Origin of the sequence: Bradyrhizobium sp. AZCC 1588 (assembly GCF_036924735.1) — a bacterium.
In the GTDB taxonomy this organism is placed as follows: Bacteria; Pseudomonadota; Alphaproteobacteria; order Rhizobiales; family Xanthobacteraceae; genus Bradyrhizobium.
In genome coordinates this window covers 2,378,106-2,394,989 of the sequence record NZ_JAZHSC010000001.1, presented here as the reverse complement: position 1 = coordinate 2,394,989, position 16,884 = coordinate 2,378,106, and the positions used below count along the sequence as shown (strand labels likewise).

At 63.5% G+C, this 16,884-nt stretch carries 20 protein-coding genes; 11 read left to right on the top strand and 9 right to left on the bottom strand.

Annotated features, from left to right (window positions below; translation table 11 throughout):
* Window positions 1-47: 47 nt before the first annotated feature.
* Together V1277_RS11230 and V1277_RS11225 are read left to right on the top strand one after the other, a co-directional pair.
* Window positions 48-1,292 (top strand): acyl-CoA dehydrogenase, encoded by a 1,245-nt coding sequence (locus tag V1277_RS11230; protein ID WP_334416200.1) that lies wholly within the window; start codon window positions 48-50, stop codon window positions 1,290-1,292.
* A gap of 133 nt (window positions 1,293-1,425) precedes the next feature.
* Window positions 1,426-2,127, top strand: coding sequence for a nitroreductase (locus tag V1277_RS11225; RefSeq protein ID WP_334416199.1), 702 nt, complete (start codon window positions 1,426-1,428; stop codon window positions 2,125-2,127).
* A gap of 146 nt (window positions 2,128-2,273) precedes the next feature.
* On the opposite strand, the gene V1277_RS11220 is transcribed toward V1277_RS11225, so the two are convergent.
* The 3 genes from V1277_RS11220 to V1277_RS11210 form a co-directional block, all read right to left on the bottom strand.
* On the bottom strand, window positions 2,274-3,908 hold the full coding sequence (locus V1277_RS11220) for an ankyrin repeat domain-containing protein (RefSeq protein ID WP_334416198.1): 1,635 nt from the start codon (window positions 3,906-3,908) through the stop codon (window positions 2,274-2,276).
* 229 nt (window positions 3,909-4,137) lie between these two features.
* On the bottom strand, window positions 4,138-4,398 hold the full coding sequence (locus tag V1277_RS11215; RefSeq protein ID WP_334416197.1) for a hypothetical protein: 261 nt from the start codon (window positions 4,396-4,398) through the stop codon (window positions 4,138-4,140).
* A 103-nt stretch (window positions 4,399-4,501) separates the two neighbouring features.
* Window positions 4,502-5,530 carry a helix-turn-helix transcriptional regulator gene (locus tag V1277_RS11210; protein WP_334416196.1) on the bottom strand — a complete coding sequence of 343 codons (1,029 nt, stop codon included), beginning with the start codon at window positions 5,528-5,530 and terminating at the stop codon, window positions 4,502-4,504.
* An 89-nt stretch (window positions 5,531-5,619) separates the two neighbouring features.
* Between V1277_RS11210 and V1277_RS11205 the strand changes: the two genes are divergently transcribed.
* Both V1277_RS11205 and V1277_RS11200 read left to right on the top strand, forming a co-directional pair.
* Entirely contained in the window at window positions 5,620-6,261 is a 642-nt protein-coding gene (locus V1277_RS11205) for a glutathione S-transferase family protein (protein ID WP_334416195.1), read from the top strand.
* A 26-nt stretch (window positions 6,262-6,287) separates the two neighbouring features.
* Complete coding sequence (locus tag V1277_RS11200) at window positions 6,288-6,722, top strand: DUF6157 family protein (protein WP_334416194.1); 435 nt, start codon at window positions 6,288-6,290, stop codon at window positions 6,720-6,722.
* A 9-nt stretch (window positions 6,723-6,731) separates the two neighbouring features.
* Here the strand turns inward: V1277_RS11200 and V1277_RS11195 are convergent, their stop codons facing one another.
* Entirely contained in the window at window positions 6,732-7,517 is a 786-nt protein-coding gene (locus V1277_RS11195) for an enoyl-CoA hydratase/isomerase family protein (protein WP_334416193.1), read from the bottom strand.
* 270 nt (window positions 7,518-7,787) lie between these two features.
* Between V1277_RS11195 and V1277_RS11190 the strand changes: the two genes are divergently transcribed.
* Window positions 7,788-8,453: a Crp/Fnr family transcriptional regulator gene (locus V1277_RS11190; protein WP_334416192.1), complete on the top strand. Its 666-nt coding sequence runs from the start codon at window positions 7,788-7,790 to the stop codon at window positions 8,451-8,453.
* 17 nt (window positions 8,454-8,470) lie between these two features.
* On the top strand, window positions 8,471-9,334 hold the full coding sequence (locus tag V1277_RS11185; RefSeq protein ID WP_334416191.1) for a DUF6537 domain-containing protein: 864 nt from the start codon (window positions 8,471-8,473) through the stop codon (window positions 9,332-9,334).
* 107 nt (window positions 9,335-9,441) lie between these two features.
* Here the strand turns inward: V1277_RS11185 and V1277_RS11180 are convergent, their stop codons facing one another.
* Complete coding sequence (locus V1277_RS11180) at window positions 9,442-10,842, bottom strand: TAXI family TRAP transporter solute-binding subunit (RefSeq protein ID WP_334416190.1); 1,401 nt, start codon at window positions 10,840-10,842, stop codon at window positions 9,442-9,444.
* Window positions 10,843-11,264: 422 nt separating this feature from the next.
* On the opposite strand from V1277_RS11180, the gene V1277_RS11175 reads away from it, so the two are divergent.
* A complete protein-coding gene (locus V1277_RS11175) occupies window positions 11,265-11,618 on the top strand; it encodes a DUF3307 domain-containing protein (RefSeq protein ID WP_334420337.1) in 354 nt (117 codons plus the stop codon).
* A gap of 183 nt (window positions 11,619-11,801) precedes the next feature.
* The gene (locus V1277_RS11170; protein ID WP_334372510.1) at window positions 11,802-12,206 is read left to right on the top strand and encodes a hypothetical protein; all 405 of its coding nucleotides are present in this window, start codon (window positions 11,802-11,804) and stop codon (window positions 12,204-12,206) included.
* A 191-nt stretch (window positions 12,207-12,397) separates the two neighbouring features.
* Here V1277_RS11170 and V1277_RS11165 read toward each other — a convergent pair whose 3' ends face one another.
* The gene (locus V1277_RS11165; protein WP_334416189.1) at window positions 12,398-12,712 is read right to left on the bottom strand and encodes a YkgJ family cysteine cluster protein; all 315 of its coding nucleotides are present in this window, start codon (window positions 12,710-12,712) and stop codon (window positions 12,398-12,400) included.
* Window positions 12,713-12,758: 46 nt separating this feature from the next.
* A complete protein-coding gene (locus tag V1277_RS11160) occupies window positions 12,759-13,457 on the bottom strand; it encodes a helix-turn-helix transcriptional regulator (RefSeq protein WP_334372512.1) in 699 nt (232 codons plus the stop codon).
* A 101-nt stretch (window positions 13,458-13,558) separates the two neighbouring features.
* Here V1277_RS11160 and V1277_RS11155 point away from each other — a divergent pair, with 101 nt between their 5' ends.
* On the top strand, window positions 13,559-13,807 hold the full coding sequence (locus V1277_RS11155) for a hypothetical protein (RefSeq protein ID WP_334416188.1): 249 nt from the start codon (window positions 13,559-13,561) through the stop codon (window positions 13,805-13,807).
* A 61-nt stretch (window positions 13,808-13,868) separates the two neighbouring features.
* Entirely contained in the window at window positions 13,869-14,600 is a 732-nt protein-coding gene (locus V1277_RS11150) for a glutathione S-transferase family protein (RefSeq protein ID WP_334372514.1), read from the top strand.
* Here the strand turns inward: V1277_RS11150 and V1277_RS11145 are convergent, their stop codons facing one another.
* Window positions 14,601-15,230 (bottom strand): pyridoxamine 5'-phosphate oxidase family protein, encoded by a 630-nt coding sequence (locus V1277_RS11145; RefSeq protein WP_334416187.1) that lies wholly within the window; start codon window positions 15,228-15,230, stop codon window positions 14,601-14,603.
* Window positions 15,231-15,347: 117 nt separating this feature from the next.
* On the opposite strand from V1277_RS11145, the gene V1277_RS11140 reads away from it, so the two are divergent.
* Window positions 15,348-16,241 (top strand): LysR family transcriptional regulator, encoded by an 894-nt coding sequence (locus V1277_RS11140; RefSeq protein ID WP_334416186.1) that lies wholly within the window; start codon window positions 15,348-15,350, stop codon window positions 16,239-16,241.
* Window positions 16,242-16,327: 86 nt separating this feature from the next.
* Here the strand turns inward: V1277_RS11140 and V1277_RS11135 are convergent, their stop codons facing one another.
* A complete protein-coding gene (locus tag V1277_RS11135) occupies window positions 16,328-16,747 on the bottom strand; it encodes a PaaI family thioesterase (RefSeq protein ID WP_334416185.1) in 420 nt (139 codons plus the stop codon).
* Between the last annotated feature and the right edge of the window lie 137 nt (window positions 16,748-16,884).

Here is a 16,884-nt window from a genome sequence, read left to right as displayed (position 1 = left end):
GCGCGTTCCGCGCACGCCCCGGAATGACAAGAAAGAAGGAAGCCGCCATGAACTTCGACGATACGCCGCAGGAAGCCGAATTCCGAGCCACGGCTCGCAAATGGATCGACGCCAACGCGCCGAAGCAATACGAGGCGGAGCTTTCAAAATCCTCGCTCGGCCGCATCCGGCTGGAGAAGGAAGATATCGTCGATGTCGGCAAGGCCTGGCAGAAGAAGAAGGCCGAGGGCGGCTGGGCCTGCCTGCATTGGCCGAAGGAATATGGCGGCCGCGGCGCCACCCCGATCGAGAAGGTGATCTGGCAGCAGGAAGAGGGCGTCTACGGCAAGTTGACGCAGCCGTTCCAGATCGGCGAGGGCATGTGCGGCCCGACGGTGATGGCGTTCGGCAGCGAGGAGCACAAGCGTCACTATTTGCCGAAGCTCGCCTCCGGCGAACATATTTGGTGCCAGCTTTTCTCCGAACCCGCCGGCGGCTCTGACGTCGCGGGGCTGCGCACGCGCGCGGAAAAGCAGGGCGACAACTGGATCGTCAACGGCCAGAAGATCTGGACCTCGGGCGCGCACTACTCCGATTACGGCCTGCTGATCACGCGCACTGATCCCAGCGTGCCCAAGCACAAGGGCCTGACGATGTTCTTCCTCGACATGAAGAGCAAGGGCGTCGAGGTGCGGCCGATCAAGCAGGCCAACGGCATGCAGGAGTTCAACGAGGTCTATTTCACCGATGTGGTGATCCCGGACAGCCAGCGCCTTGGCGCGGTCGGCGATGGCTGGAACGTGTCCCTGACCACGCTGATGAATGAGCGGATGTCGATCGGTTCGCGGCTTGCGACGGGCTTCCCCGAGATGTTCGAGTTCTGCTCCAACCTGATGACCGATGACGGGCTCGCGATCGACGATCCCGCGACGCGCTCAAAACTCGCGAACTGGGCGGTTAAGGCGAGCGGGCTGAAATACACCAGCTACCGTGCCATCTCCTCGCTGTCGAAGGGCGAACGGCCGGGCCCGGAAAACTCGATCGGCAAGCTGGTGTCGGGTTCGATGCTGCAGGATATCGCGACCTATGCGATGGATCTGCAGGGCGCGGCCGGCGCGCTCACCGGCGCGGACGAGGAAATGGCGCGCGGCCAGTTCCAGCAGATGCTGTTGTCCTCGCCGTCGATGCGCATTGCCGGCGGCACCGACGAGATCCTGCGCAACATCATCGCCGAGCGCGTGCTCGGCCTGCCCGGCGACATCAGAGTCGACAAGGACGTGCCGTTCAACAAGATCCCGACCAAGGGGCGCTGATCTCTCGTGTCCCGGACGCGGTGCAGCGTGCAGCGCTGCTCCGCAGAGCCGGGACCTACGCAGGATGGGCCCCGGTTCTGCAACGCATCACTCCGTGCTGCGTTGCGCCCGGGGAATGAAAGCGAGTTAGGCTATGGATGCTTCCGCAACGGAACAGCAAGACCGCATCGACGTGCTCGAAGAACTCTTGAACGAGCGCTACTCCGTGCGCGCGTTCCTGCCGCAGCAAGTGCCGCGCGAGACCATCGAACATATCCTTAAGGTCTCGCAGCGCACGGCGTCATGGTGCAACAGCCAGCCCTGGCAGGTGCTCATCGCCAGCGGCGAGGCCAAGGAGACTTTTCGCAATGCGATCTATGCCGAAGCCGCCTCCGGCGCGAAGGACGATCATGACTTCTCGCCGCCACGCGAATATCTCGGCGTCTATCTCGATCGCCGCCGCGAGAGCGGTTTTCAGCTCTACAACACGCTCGGCATCACCAGAGGCGACAAGATGGCCTATGCCAAACAGGCGCTGGAGAACTACAATTTCTTCGGCGCCCCGCATGTTGCGATCATCCACACCGACGAGCCGCTCGGCATCTACGGCGCGGTCGATTGCGGCGCCTATGTCTCGAATTTCATGCTCGCCGCCCAGGCGCTCGGCCTCGGCACCATTCCGCAGGCCGCATTGGCGCGGCATTCCGGATTGATCCGGCGTCACTTCAAGCTGGCGGATGATCGCCGCGTGGTCTGCGGCATTTCGTTCGGCTATGCCGACCACGCCCACAAGGTCAACAGCTACCGCACCTCGCGGGCGAGCGTGGCCGATACGGTGACGTTCGTGGACGCGTAGGTCCTTCTCCCCTTGTGGGAGAAGGTGCCCTCGCGAAGCGAGGGCGGATGAGGGGCATGTCTCCGCGGAGAGAACCCCTCACCCGTCTCGAATGAGCTTCGCTCATTCGATCCACCCTCTCCCACAAGGGGAGAGGGAATTAACCTTCAAACGTCCTGCCGCAGCAGTACCTCAGTAACCTCATCCGAAAACCGCTTCTTGCTTCCTGCGATCATCACCCATTCAGGATCGCCTGGAATCGCCGCCGCGCCCGGCATGCCGTGATCGAGCAGGGCACGCGCGCAGCCGACCCAGTCGCCGCCCGCGACCGGTTCGTTGCAGGACGCCCAACCCAGCGTGCCGCTCGCATTGTCGCCGTGGCCGTGCTGCTCGGTCCAATCAGCGCCGTGTTCAAGCAGGAAGCGCGTCAGCGCGGCATCGCCGCGGAACACCGCGAGGTTGAGCGCGGATGCATCCCAGTCGCCGCCGCGCACCGCGATCGGCCAGCCGAGCCTGACCATTAGCCTGACGACGTCATCGGCGCCGGCTGCGGCCATGTCGGGCAATAGCCGCAACTGTGCCGGTGACAACGAGGCCGGCAGGTCGGGCCGCCGCGAGCGGATCGCTCGCGCCTTCGTTTCGTCGCCGCACGCACATGCAGCGACGAAGCGTTCGTCGTCGGAGATATCAGGTTCGCCCTCGCGCAGCAGGGCTGCGATCTCGGAGAGTCCGAACTGCAGCGCCAACCTGTAGGGACTGATGCCGTCAGCGGTTGGTCGCAACCGGTCGGCGCCCGCTTCCAGCAATGCCTTCACATGGCGGGGACGCCGGCGGTAGATCGCCCATGCCAAAGGCGAGCCCCAATCGGTCAGCGGCTTGTTCCGCGCCGGCTCGTTCGGATCGCCGCCATGCTGCAGCAACAGTTTTAGCGCGGTGTCGTCTTCGAGATCGATCGCGCGGTAGATCGCGTTGCTCTCTGCGATCCGTGCGCCGTGCTCCAGCAATAGCCGCGTGCACGCCGGATTCTCCAATGAATGATAAAGCGATTCGCCGTCATTCGGATCCGCTCCTGCTTCGAGCAGCAGTTTGGTCAGCGCCGGATCATGGTTGCTGCCGGCCGCGCCATAGAGCGTCGAGAGCGGATAGCGTTGGTCAGGCTCGTTCAGCGATCCAGGCGGCCAGCGGCTGTAGATGTGCTGGTTGACGTCGGTGCCTGCCGCGATGAGCAACTGCGCGCAATGATGCAGGCGCTCGCGAAATTCTTCCACGCGCAGCAGGCTCGAATGCACGACCGCGAACAGTGGCGGCAATCGCAGCGGGCCGCCGGGACGGTTGATCCAGGCCGGATCGGCCTGTGTCGCCCGCCGCAGCGCGCTTTCGTCGCCGATCGCGCAGGCGAGATGGGAATCGCCCGCGACGAGTTCGGGATCATCGGCCAGGATGCGCAGCGCGACGCGCGGGTTGGCGCGGTTGGCCGCGCCGCTGACGTCGCCGGAATAGATGAGCTGAGCCCAGTGCAGGACCCGAGCGGCGCGCTCGTTGCGCGCAGCCATCTGCACTTCGACGTATTGCTTCAGGTCGGGCCAGGAAGCAAAGCTGTGCTCGCGCGCGATGCATGATTGCGCGTCGTGTAGGCGAAGGTCGAGGGACGCAATATCGCTATCGCTGCGGCCGGCCGCCGCCGGCAGCGCATGCCGAAACCGCGTCATCGCCGCCGCATCGCGGCTTCGATACAGGCGGATCAATTCCTTGGCTTGTTTCTTCAGATGATCGAGATTCAATCGATCGGGAGACCGGTTCATCAGACACCTCCGTGCGTGACATCGCCGACGGCCCGCAATACCGGCTGCACAAAGGCTCTAGATGTCGCTCGAAAGCTGCAAGTGGGTTCAACCCTTCCCGCGGGCCCGGGCGCGGCTTGCACCGCAGGCGCCACAATGTGGCTGCAGCGGGCAGGGGTCAACGGATCAGGCAAGCGGAAAAACCCCGGTCGCTGGCGCGGCCGGGATCTTTCTTACAAACGCTGTTCGATCAGTAGGCGCAGACGTTCACGGTGCGCAGGCGCATGCCACGGCGGGTTTCGACCCAGCGCTGCTGCAGGCAGCCGTTGAAACCGGTGTTGACGTAGACGCCGCCGAAGCCGACGCCGATGGCAGGACCCCAGCCGTAGCCATGGCCCCAATGATGGCCCCAGTGATGGCCGTGGTAAAAGCCGCCGGCGGAAGCGGGCGCTGCAGCGGCAATGGTCAGCGAGGCGGCGGCAATCAGTCCGAGGGTAACCTTGCGAAACATACTCATTTTCTCCAGTTGCTTGGCACGAGGCCGTTGTTGCGTCCCTGCCCATCAGTCGGATCACAGGCGGATTGCGTTCACGCGCAAGGGGGAGAATCGTGTTTCAGGAGTGTTTCGTGGGACGCGGTTTTCGGGCATCCTTTCGATCAGGATGTGCGCTCCGCACTGTCTGATAGCGGGCGGCCATGGCTTGTGTGAGCTCGGCCATCTTGTCGCGCAGCTCGGCTGGTGCGAGCACCTCGGCCTCCGCGCCGAGGCGGAGCAGCTCGGCGGCGGCATGCCACACCGTTTTCCCGATCGGCACGACGGCAATCCGCCAGCCGGCCGCATCGGCAGTCTCCTCGATACGGGTGCGCGTCCTCACATAGGGCTGGCTCAAGGCGTCGAGCAGTTTGACGCCAAACGGCGATAGCCGGACGGTGGCGGAGTCCGGATGCATCTCGGTTTCGAGCCGAAGCGTTGCGGCTTGCCAATAGGCACCGAGATCGAAATTGACAGGCCGCACGAAACGCTCATCCAGAACGTTGCAATCCAGAACGCGCGCGACGCGATAGGTGCGCACGCTGCCGTCGACGTGTCCGGCGAGATACCAGCTTCCGCCTTTCAGCACGAGCCCGAGCGGCGCGACGCGGCGGCGCTTCTCGGCCCTCCAGCTCTGGTAGCGGATTTCGATCAGGCGCTCACGCAGCAGCGCGCCGGCGATCGCACGCAGATGTTTGGGCTGCTCGGCCTCGCCAAACCAGCCTGGGGCATCGAGATGAAAGCGCTCCTGCATCCGGCCGGCATTCGGGCGCAGATTGGCCGGCAGCGCCGCCATCAGCTTGGTCTGCGCCGCCATCATTGCAGCGTCGAGGCCGAGCGCGGCTGCGGGCCCTGGCAGTCCCGTCAAGAACAGCGCCTCGGCCTCCGGTTGCGACAGGCCATTCAGCCGCACGCGATAGCCGTCAAGCAGGCGATAGCCGCCTTCCGCGCCGCGCTCGGCATAGATGGGGATGCCGGCGGCGGCGAGTGCATCGATGTCGCGATAGATGGTGCGCACCGAAACTTCGCAGGTATCAGCGAGTTCAGGCGCGGTGACCTGTCCCCGCGCCTGCAAGGTGGTGAGGATGGAAAGCAACCGGCTTGCGCGCATGGCCCTCTTATAAACCATACCTGACACAGGATGTCAGGTATGGCCGGGCATAGAAGGGTGTGCCCGTGGGGGCGAAAAGGAGACTGCCGATGACCAGCAAGGACCGTATCACCCTTTATTACTCGCCGCAGACCCGCGCGACCGGCACGCGGGTGCTATTGGAGGAATTGAGGGCGCCTTACGATCTTCATGTCCTGAACATGAAGGCGGGCGAGCAGCGCCAGCCGGCCTATCTCGCCATCAATCCGCTGGGCAAGGTGCCGTTGATCCGCCATGGCGAGGCGCTGGTGACCGAACAGGTCGCCATCTACATCTATCTCGCCGACCTTTTTCCGGAAGCCGGGCTGACGCCCGCGCTCGACGATCCCAGGCGTGGCCCGTGTCTGCGCTGGATCGCCTATTATGGTTCGTCCTTCGAGCCAGCTCTGATCGACAAGTTCATGAAGCACGAACCGGCGTCGCCGACGCAATCGCCCTATTCCGACTACGACTCCATGCTGGGCGTCCTGGAGACGCAGCTTTCCAGGGGGCCTTATCTGCTCGGGGACCGCATGACGGCTGCCGATATTCTCTGGGGCGTCGCGTTCCATTGGACGATGATGTTCGGCCTCGTGCCCGAAAAGGACGTGTTCAAGGCCTATGCCGAGCGCATTACGTCGCGGCCCGCCTTCCAGCGGATCAGCGCCGCCGATGATGCCATGGCGGCGGAGCACGCCGCGGCTTGCGGGTGAGTGGCGCGACGAGGTTTGATCGCTGGATGACAAAGACAGTTCACACCACCAACTGCTTCAACACCTTCATCCAGGTCGCGGAGGATTGTCCCGCGCGTACCGGCGAGGAACCGCCGGCCCGCGCGGGCAATCCAACGGTTGCCGGCCTGCAGTACAAGATGATTGCGGAAGCGCCCTACAAATACACGTCCGACGACGTGATATTCGCGACCTCCGCCCGCGGCCGGCAGCTTGGTGCCAAGGCGACGAAGCAGGAGCTAAGCCTTGCCCGCGAGGAATTCTTCTCAAAAGGGCAGGCATGCCTGAGAGCGTCAGGCCTCGGCAAGCGCTTCGGCTGGGGCGTGCACGCCGATGCCGAGGGGCGCGTCGCGATCCATGCGGTTGACAGCAAGCGCTACCAGGCGCTTGCGCGCGATCCTGCTATCCAGCAGGTCCGGGCGATGCGTACCAGGCGTGCCTGAACTTTTCGCTCAGAATTTCGGCGGCCGCTTTTCCGCGAACGCCTCGATGCCTTCCTTGATCTCGGCGCTGCGCATGCTCTCGCGATGGCGGAGGTCGGCGGCCGCTTCGTCAAGCTTGCCGCGGGCGAATTCGTTGATGGCGCGCTTCATGCCGCGCATCGCCAGCGGCGCGTTGCCGGCCAGGATAGCGGCGAGACGATCCACTTCGTCGTCCAGCATTTCCACCGGCACCATGGCAGTGAGGTAACCGATCCGCAGCATTTCCGGCGCGGCAATATTCCGCGCGGTGAGAAACAGCATTTTTGCGTTGTCGACACCGAGCCGCGAGACGTAGCGCTTAATTCCGCTCTTGTAGTAGTGCAGGCCGAGCCGCGCCGCCGGCATGAACATTTCTGCCGTATCGACCCCGATACGGAAATCGCAGGCCAGCGCCAGGTCGGTCGAGCCGCCATAGACGCCGCCATTGAGCCGGCAGATCGTTGGCACGCCGAGATCCTCCAGCCGGTCGACCACGGCTTCGAATGCCGATCCCGCGCTCGGCTGCTCCTTCTCGCTGGTCGCTCGGTCCGCGACCGAATTGAGATCATAGCCCGCGCTGAAGGCGCGGCCGGTGCCGGTCAGCACCAGCACGCGGATCGCGGGATCGGCCTCGATCCGGTCGAACAGTTTCGTGAGTTCGCCGAGGTCCTCGCTCTGCAGCCGGTTCAGATGTTTCGGCCGGTTGAGGCGGATCGTGGCGCGCGGGCCGCTGATCTCGAGGATGGGCGCGCTCGCCGCCTCGGCTGTATCGGTCATTATTCGCTCCATAGTTGAGCCGCCATTGCGAACGAAGCGTGCCTGCCGCCGGGGGAGGCCGTCAACGATGCCCTCGCGCGCGCTGCGCCAGGCGGTCGGGCTCGGGCTGCGGGCGGCTATATGGACGTGAATTTTACCCGGGAATAGTGAGAATCCCGACAAAACGTCGCCTTTTCCCCGTATACCAAAAGGGCCCTGCGGCCATTACGATAGCGGGCGCCGCAGCAGAATCGCGAAAAATCAGTCCCTGAAGAATTTGGTTGGCCTCCAATGGATACGTCTCATCTGGCACAACACGCGGGAACGGCCGGTGCGCTGTTTGCCACGATCTTCGTGGTTGCCACCACGACGATGAAGACCATGATCCCCTTGCGGGTTTTCGGCATTCTCGCCAACGTCATCCTGATTCTGACGGCGATCCCGGCCCGCAACTACCTGGTCATGGTGGTGCAACTCGCCATGCTGCTGGTCAATTCCTACCGCCTGCATCAGATGCTGCAGTTGGTGCGCGACGTGAAGAAATCGGTCAACAGCGACTTGTCGATGGAATGGCTGAAGCCGTTCATGACCGAGCGCAACTGCACGGCCGGCGAGATCCTGTTCTACAAGGACGAGAAGGCCGAGGACATGCTCTATATCGTCAGCGGCAAATTCAAGCTGGTTGAATCAGGCATCGTGCTGCCGGTCGGTGCCATCGTCGGCGAGCTCGGCATGCTGTCGCCTTCGAACACGCGAACCCAGACGCTGGAATGTATCGAGAGCGGCCTCATTCTGAGCGTCAGCTACACCAAGGTCGAGGAACTTTACGTGCAGAACCCCGCGTTCGGCTTCTACTTCCTTCGTCTTGCCAGCGCGCGTCTGTTCCAGAACCTGGAAGCGGCGGAAAAGCGGCTGGCGCAGCATGTGGCGTCCACCGCCGAACCGAAGCCCGCTTAGGAGCCGGAGCCAAGCGAGTGTCTGACCGCGGGTTTCTGTCGTCGTTGCGTTATCTGTTGGCCGATTTCATCGGCGACGATGACGACGAGCCGCCGTTCCTGCCCGAAGGACTGCCGGAGCCGGTGATGGCGGTGGCGAGCGAGGCCATCCATCTGCTCATCGACTATCAGGGTCCGAGCTACGCCCGGCTCTATGTCGACCGGCTGCGGCGGTTCATCGACAAACGAGGCGTCGACGACGTGATGCTCGGCGAAATAGCGCGGCTGATGGCGGTGCGCATGAGCTATCAGGACCCGATCCGAATCGCGCAGCTCAAGCTCGCCGAACTCAGTGGCCCGCCCGGCGCGTCGGCCGGGTCCGTGGATATCAGGAAATTCCGGCTTGAAGAGTTGATCGGTGCGCTTCCCGCCGTCATCGCCGAATACGTGCTCGATGCCATCGAATGGGTGGGGTGGGCACACAAGCGCGTCTCGATCCGCTTTAGTACGGCAAGTCGCTTTGGCATTCGCCGCCTCAAGATCGAGGCGGGCCTGCGGCGATGGCGGCTGCTTTCGGTGCGCTATGCCAGGGAGCGGGTCTGGGTCGAACGCTGGCTGCACATGATCGACCGCAGCCTGACCAAACAGCCGCAAGCCGCGCCCACGATCATCCAGACCGCGACCATGGTCGAGGGCTATGGCGACGTCTATCGGCAGGGCATAGCGGACTGGAACGCGATCATCGACGGGCTTGCCAAGCCGACCTTCGATGGCGTGCTGGCCTTAACAGATCTCGCCGGCGCGATAGCCGAAGCGCGCGCCGCCGCCTCGCCCGACCCGCGGCAGACCGCGCTCAAGCGCAAGATCGCCGAGATAAGGGCACGGGTGTCCGTTAACGTGTAGGGTGGGCAAAGGAGCGTGAGCGACGTGCCCACCATCTATCCATGCGCGAGGTCCTGATGGTGGGCACGTCGCTAGCGCTCCTTTGCCCACCCTACAAGAGCTCGGGTTTACGCGCTCTGCGCGGTCTTCACGACCACGACCTTTTCGTCTTGCGGCACGGCATGCCGCTTGAGATGTTCGCGGCGCAGGCCGATTTCGTCGCGCACGAATTCATAGCCGAGCTTGAAGGTATCCAGCCCGTCGCTACTGATGGTGCCGTCGCGCAAGCCGATCACCACGCCGCGCAGGATCGCTTCCAGCTCGTCCTGCAGTTCGTCGAGCGCGTCGAGCGAGTTGGCGTATTCGACACGTTCGCCGATATCGAGAATTGCGGTCGCGAGCTGGCTGGCCTTTTCGGGGGCGATCCGGGTGACCTTGGCGTAGATGGCGGCAAAGATCGAGCCGATGATGCTGAGCGCCAATAGCGCCACATACATCAAATCGCTGTAGCGCTCGACAAAGGATTTGGTGTCGTCGTTGATGTATTCGGCAGCGCCCGGATGCGCCACGACGAAGGCGTCCTTGTCGGTCTCTGCGGGCTCGATCTTGGAGGCGAAGCCGTCGGGTAGCGCAAGCTCGGCCTTGTTCTCGTAGATGATCCGCGCAAGGTCGCCCACAGTGGTGGTCGAGAGCTTGGATTGGGCGACCAGCAGCCATTCGAGCCCGATCGTCTCGACATCTTCCGCAGGGACAGCGGGGGAGGCGGACAGCATTCCGGTCGCCACCGTCTCCTCCGAGATCGCCGGGTACTTCCTCGCGATCGCCTTTGCCGATTCGATCGCATTCAGCGTGAAGCTGCCGCGTCTGGCATATTGCGCGTAACTCTTGTCCTTTACGATCTGCGAGGCGTGCGCGATCTTGACCACGGCGCCGAAGCCCGCGGCGAACAATTGGTCGAAGGTCGCGCCCGGCGGGGCCATCTGGACCCGCGCCGCCGCGTCCGGGGTGTCGGAGAGCTCGAGAATGTTGCGCACCAGCGCAGCCCCGCTCTCGTTGTCGGCTATGACGGCAATCTTCTTTTTCTTCAGCTCCGCGATAGATTTGATTTTCTTGCCGTTCGGGCTGATCAGCAACAGCAGGTCATGTTCGAGGATTGCCAGCGCGCGGGCGCGGGGCGGAATCCTGGCGTCGCTGCGCAAGATCGCAAGGTTGGCCTCCTTGCGGTCGAACTGCGACAACGCTTTGGCATTGTCGCCATTGGTCACAATCTTGAGCCGCAGCCGGGAGGAATTATTCTTCAGCACCGTCGCCAGCCGGGCGGCGAAGCGCGCCTCCGGGCTGTTGGTATCACCGACGGCAAACACCAGCGTCTCGGAATTGCGCAGCAGCGTCCGGCCACCCCACACCACGGCGACGGTCAGAACCAGCGTCAGGATGGAAAACAGCAGGATCTGGGTCCGGTTGCTCTTGACGGCCCGCATGCGGCGACGCGGCATTTTCGGATGCGGCGTTGGGGCTTCAGCACTCATGGCTCGTACCCGGGGGTCAGGGACGTGTTGCCGCCTGGCTGGGCGCCGCAGGCCGTCCGAATGAATTCGTAAATATATACAAAAGGATGATAATTTTGCCCGCCAGCCGATGATAGCCCTCTCCTATGGGATTGCAAACCGCGCCGGCCGGGTAACCTTACCCCCGGGCCACGCTGCGCGAGGTTGCCGCAGTATCGCAGTTCCGCCACACCGTGCGATTTTCAGACTACCCGCAGGTGCATTCCGCCGCGGGAGATGTCATAAATAATGCAACGTTCGAATAGTCCGGGTTTGACAAGAACATTGCGCTGACAGCCTAGGCCCCGGTTTTTCGCTATCTCGTCAGTCCCAGCCAAAGGGCGTCAGCTTTGTTGTTCCCTTCGATGTCGTCCTCGATCCCGGTAGGTGCGCTGATCGGATGGATGCTGCTTCTCACGGTGAAGCACGTCATTGCCGATTTCATGCTGCAAACTTCCTGGATGGCGATCGGCAAGGATCAAAAGACCGGCTGGGCGATGCCGCTGCTTGCGCATTGCCTCGTGCACCTCGCGGTATCGCTGGCGTTGATCCTGATCGTCGCGCCGCGATTCTGGTTCGTCGCGTTTATCGATTTCTTCATTCACCTCACCGTGGACCGCCTCAAGGGCATCATCGCCTCCCGGTTCGGCGTCACGCTCGAGAACGAGCATCCGTGGTTCTGGACGCTGATCGGCGTCGATCAGGCGCTGCATCATCTCACCGGTTTCGGCCTGGCGATTTTCATGGCGGCGAACTGATCCCGCGACTGGCGGCATCAGTCCAATCTCTCCGAGTTCGGAAAGGCGCATCCACGCTGGCGCGAATCACGTTCTGATTCCGGTTCATGCGTCACTGGCAAGCGCTCCGGAACACTACTGGTGCAGGTGGTTAACCCTTCATTAGAGAATTACGCGGCATCTTCCGGATAGGGAGAACCCGCAATGTTTTCAAGCCGCGACGCCTTCGAGAACGATTTCTGTCCGGTCCGGGACGAGCTGCTGGGCGAGATGTATCGCGCCAATCCGCACGGGCTGTCGCTGCTCGTGGAAAGCGTTTCATCCGACGTCCGCGCCATGCTGGCGCTGTTCTGTTACCGGCGCAGTCACCTCCACGCGTTGGCCGTCGCCATCGCGGCGAGCTGCACCGAACGCGAGCTGGTCCATTTCGGCGGCCGGGTCGGTTCTACGCTCTATGCGCTGTCGCGCGAACCCGCCGCGCGTTCCGCCTCGTCGTCATCGCACGGCGGCCGCAAGCCGATCACCCTTTCGACCAAGCCGCTCTCGACCTTCAAGCCGATCGAGGACGAGATCGACGACGAAGATTTTGCCGAAGCCGTGACGGCGTAACTTGCTCAGCCGTCGTCCCTGCGACCCGTCTTCGCCGGGGTTTGACGTTGGGCTCGCCGAAGCTTTAGCGAAGGCGGCACGCAGGGACCCATAACCACGAATCCTTGTTGCTTTAGAAAGCGTCTCCCAGATCGCGCGATCGATAGATCACGCGGTATGGGTCCCTGCGTTCGCAGGGACGACAATCAACATCACGCCAACACCGGCAATCCGTGCCGCTTTCGCGCCATCGCGCATTCCACGTCACCGGGCATGCAGGTGCGGCACACCTCGGGCCGCACCGCGTAGACCAGGCACGACGTCGCTTCGCCGACCTTGCCTGACAGCGCCGAACAGCGATCGCCGTCGCAGCGCATTCCCGACAGCCTCGCGTTGACGAATTGCTCAGGAATCAGGTCGAGCTCCGCATCGTCCTCGGTGGTGAAACGCGGCCAGTTCTGCGAGTAGCTGCAGCAGGCGCCGCAGGCTTGGCAGGGGTTTTGGTTGTCGGCGGCGATTCCTTGCATGTTTCAGCGTTTAGCCCGGAATGACGGCCGCGACCAGCGACCGGCCTCAAGTATCCTTCGGCGCTTCCCAGACCAGGCTCCGCCGCCATTTCGCCCGCAGGATATCGCGCCGTTCCGGATATCTTTCGTCGTGGTAGACTGCGTCGACGACGCGGTCGGTGCGGAAGCTGCGAAAATCCTTCCGCAGTTCGCACCACGCCGCCAATATCCGCACCGCCTCGTGATAGCCGACTGCGATCGGCCAGATCGTGCGCTGGCTGTCGCGGCCATGCTCGTCGCGATAGTTCAGCGTGATCTTCTTGCCGTCGTGGATCTGCGCCCGTGTCCGCACCATGTCGATGCGGTCGGGCTCCCGGTTCCATGCCCGTCGGGCGCGGCTGGCCGGCTCCAGCACGAATGGCCGCAAGCGCTCCGGCACCGTCTCGGCGACTTTCGCCATCAGGTCCTGGGCTGCGCGTGCCAACGCGGGATCGGCGTGGCCGACCACCCATTGCGCGCCGAGCACGCAGGCCTCGATCTCATCTGGCGTGAGCATCAAGGGCGGCAGGTCGAAGCCCTTTTCCAGGATGTAGCCAACGCCGGCTTCGCCGCGGATCGGCACGCGCTGTTCGATCAGGGTCGTTATGTCGCGGTAGATGGTTCGCTTCGAAGTCTCCAGCTCCGCTGCGATCGCGTCCGCGGTCAAGGGCTTGCGGGTGCGCCGGAGCACCTGAATGATTTGAAACAGCCGGTCGGCCCGTCTCATGGCTTGTCTCTTTTCCTGATCATGGCCCGCGATGCTGACAGCATGTTGGCAGCAGGGGTTTTGTATATCGGGACAACACCTCAATTAAAGGGAACTTGTCCATGACGATTTTCAGCGAATTCGGCTTCCGGCGAAGCCGCGGACCTCTCGTGAATGCCCACCGATTTGCATTGGAACAGCTCGTTTCCATCCACTGCGTCACCACCGACCTGCGCTGGGCGATGGTTGAGCTGGCATGGCGTTCGCTCATCGCCATGTGCGCCCTGGCGCAAGAGCAGCTTGCGTCGTGGGCGCGCAAGCCCCGTTCGCCGCGGCAGGAGGAAGGCGGCGGCCGGCACTGCTGCTGCTGACACCATGGTGGCAGCAGGGGGGCGCTAGCCTCGGGCGCGTTTTTGAGATCGGGAGACCAGCATGATTACCCTCTACGGCTTCGGTGCCGGCTTCGGCCTGCCGGAGATCAGTCCCTTTGTGACCAAGACCGAGGTCCAGCTCAAGATGGCCGGTCTTGCCTATCGCAAGGAGAAGGCCAAGCCGCCGGCTTCGCCCAAGGGGCAGTTGCCGTACGTCGTCGACGAGGCCGAGACGATCGCCGATTCCACCTTCATTCGCGCGCATCTGGAGGCCAAATATGGATTCGACTTCGATGCGCCGCTCAGCCTGCAGGCGCGGGCGCAGGCCTGGGCGTTCGAGCGGATGATCGAGCATCATATCTATTGGGCGCTGGTCGGCGCGCGCTGGGTCGATGGCGACAATTTTGCCAAGGGCCCTGCGCATTTCTTCGACAGCGCGCCGGCGCACTTACGCGAGAAGATGCGCGAGGACGCCCAGTTCCGCGTCGCCGAGAACTACCTGCTCAGCGGCCTCGGCCGCCACGCCCCCGACGAGGACATCGATCTTGCCGCCCGCTCGCTGTTTGCGCTGTCGGTCCAACTCGGCGACAAGCCGTTTCTGATGGGCGAAACACCCTGCGGCATGGACGCCACCGCATTCGGCGCGCTCGCCGGAATCCTGACACCGTTCTTCGAGTCAGCGCTGCGGCAGCGGACCGAGCAATTCGCCAATCTCACCGCCTATGTCGACCGGATGATGCTGCTGTACTACCCGGAATTCGCCTGGGCGCCGGTGCAGCAGCAAGCCGCCTGATTACGATGTTGCCGCGGGCTGGCCCTGCAAGGCGGCCAGCTCAGCTTCGAGCTCGGCGATGCGGGCGTCGCGCACAGCCAATGCCTGCGCGACATCGGCTGCATCGAACTTTTGCGGGATATGCTGCGGGCAGTTGGTGTCCCACGCCGCAATCTTGAACAGGATGACCTGCTCAGGCCGCGCTTTGTAGCCGTGCGGCATCAGCGATTTCGTCAGCGCCGGATCATCCTCCACCACGCGCGCGTCGCCCCAGATCTTCACGCGCCGGCGATGCGCGTAGTCCATCACGAAAATATGTGCCTTCGGATTCTCCGATAGATTGCCTTGGCTGATGTACTGCCGGTTGCCGCTGTAATCGGCGAACGCGATGGTGTTCTTGTCGAGAATTTTGACAAAGCCCTTCGGCCCGCCGCGGTGCTGGATGTAAGGCTGGCCGTCCGCGGAGGCGGTCGCGAGATAAAAGCTCGTGGTCTCCGCCAGGAAGCCCGCGAGGTTTTCGTCGATCTCGACGCGCCAGCCGCCGCGGGCCTCGACGCTGGCATAGGCCTCGCGCGAGCCCTTGCGGGTCTGGATCGCCTTCACCGCCGGGGTGAAGGCGACGTCGCTGGAATAGGTGTGAACGTCAGACATCCGAACCTCCCGTGGAGCGCCTAAACGGTCGTCCTTCGGGCGTTAAGATGGATGTTTCCGTAACTTAAACAATCTTTGGAATTGACACTTCACTATTGCTAGATATGCAATAACGGGATGGACCGGCTCGATGCCATGCAGGCCTTTGTCGCGGTGGCCGACCTGCGGGGCTTTGCCCCCGGGGCGCGCAAGCTCGGGCTGTCGCCATCGGGCGTGACGCGGCTGATTGCGGCGCTGGAGGATCGTCTCGGCGCGCGGCTGCTGCAGCGGACGACGCGGCAGGTGACGCTGACCGACGCCGGCTCGCGCTACCTGGAGCGGGCGCGGCGGATCTTGGCTGACGTCGAGGAGGCCGAGGGCGCCGTCGCGGGCGAGCGCACGCGCCCCGAGGGGCAGCTCGTCATCTCGGCGCCGGTCGGGTTCGGCCGGCTGCATGTCAGCGCAATCGTGACCGCCTACCTGAAGCGCTATCCCGACGTCGGCGTCGATCTCCGTTTGTCCGACCGCATGATCAACCTCGTCGAGGATGGTGTCGATCTCGCTGTTAGAATCGGCCATCTGCCCGACTCGACGCTGGTGGCGCGCCATGTCGGCGAGATGCGGCGGATCGTGGTGGCTTCGCCGGGCTACCTCCGGGCGCGCGGCGAGCCGCAGCGGCCACGGGACATCTCCGCGCATGATACGATCCAGTTCGGCGCCATGACGGCGGCGCTCGACTGGCGTTTCGTCGAGGATAACAGCGAAATCCGCGTCGCCAGCACGCCGCGTTTTGCCACCAACAGCTCGGATGCCGCCATCCAGTATGCCGAGCAGGACGGCGGGCTGACGCGGGTGATGGCCTATCAGGCCGCCGAATCCCTCAAAGCGCGGCGGCTCAGAATAGTGCTCGCGCCGTTCGAGCAGCCGGCGATGCCGATCCACATCGTCTATCCGACCTCGCGGCTATTGTCGGCCAAAGTGCGCACCTTCGTCGATCTCGTCACCGAAATGGCCGACTGGCATTTCGGGTAGTGATGTCATTCCGGGGCGATGCGAAGCATCGAACCCGGAATCTCGAGATTCCGGGTCTGGTGCTGGCGCACCATCCCGGAATGACATCATGCCTTCTTCGGCACCACCCGAAACGTCGCATTGGCCCGCGCGATCACGGCGTCGTCGGCCTTGATCAGGCTCTGCGCGAAGCAGATCGTCCTGCCGGTCTTGACCACCTCGCTCTCGACCGCGAGCCACTGCCCGACCTCTGCGGTGCCGACGAAATCGACCGCCAGCCCGATCGTCACCAGCGACGACATCCCGCCCATCACATGCGCGCAGCTATGGCCCATGGCATTATCGGCCAGCGCTGCAATCAGCCCGCCGTGAATGAGCCCCCGGCCGTTGGTGTGCGGTTTTGCCAGCCGCAGCCCGATGATCACGGCCTTGTCGGTCTTCTTCGAATACAGCGGCTCCCAGGGATCGGTGAGCGGGCTCTTGCGGGTGTGCGGTTCGAACCCTGCGGGAATGTCGGATGCGGTCATTGGCGGCTCGCGGTGTGCTGTTTTCAGTCATTGAACGCAACATGCCGCGCGAAGTCACCGCCTACAAAGTTTTAAACGTGATTTGCCAGCATGTTTGAAAAGGCATGACGGCGGAGCGACCTTGTAGGGTGGGCAAA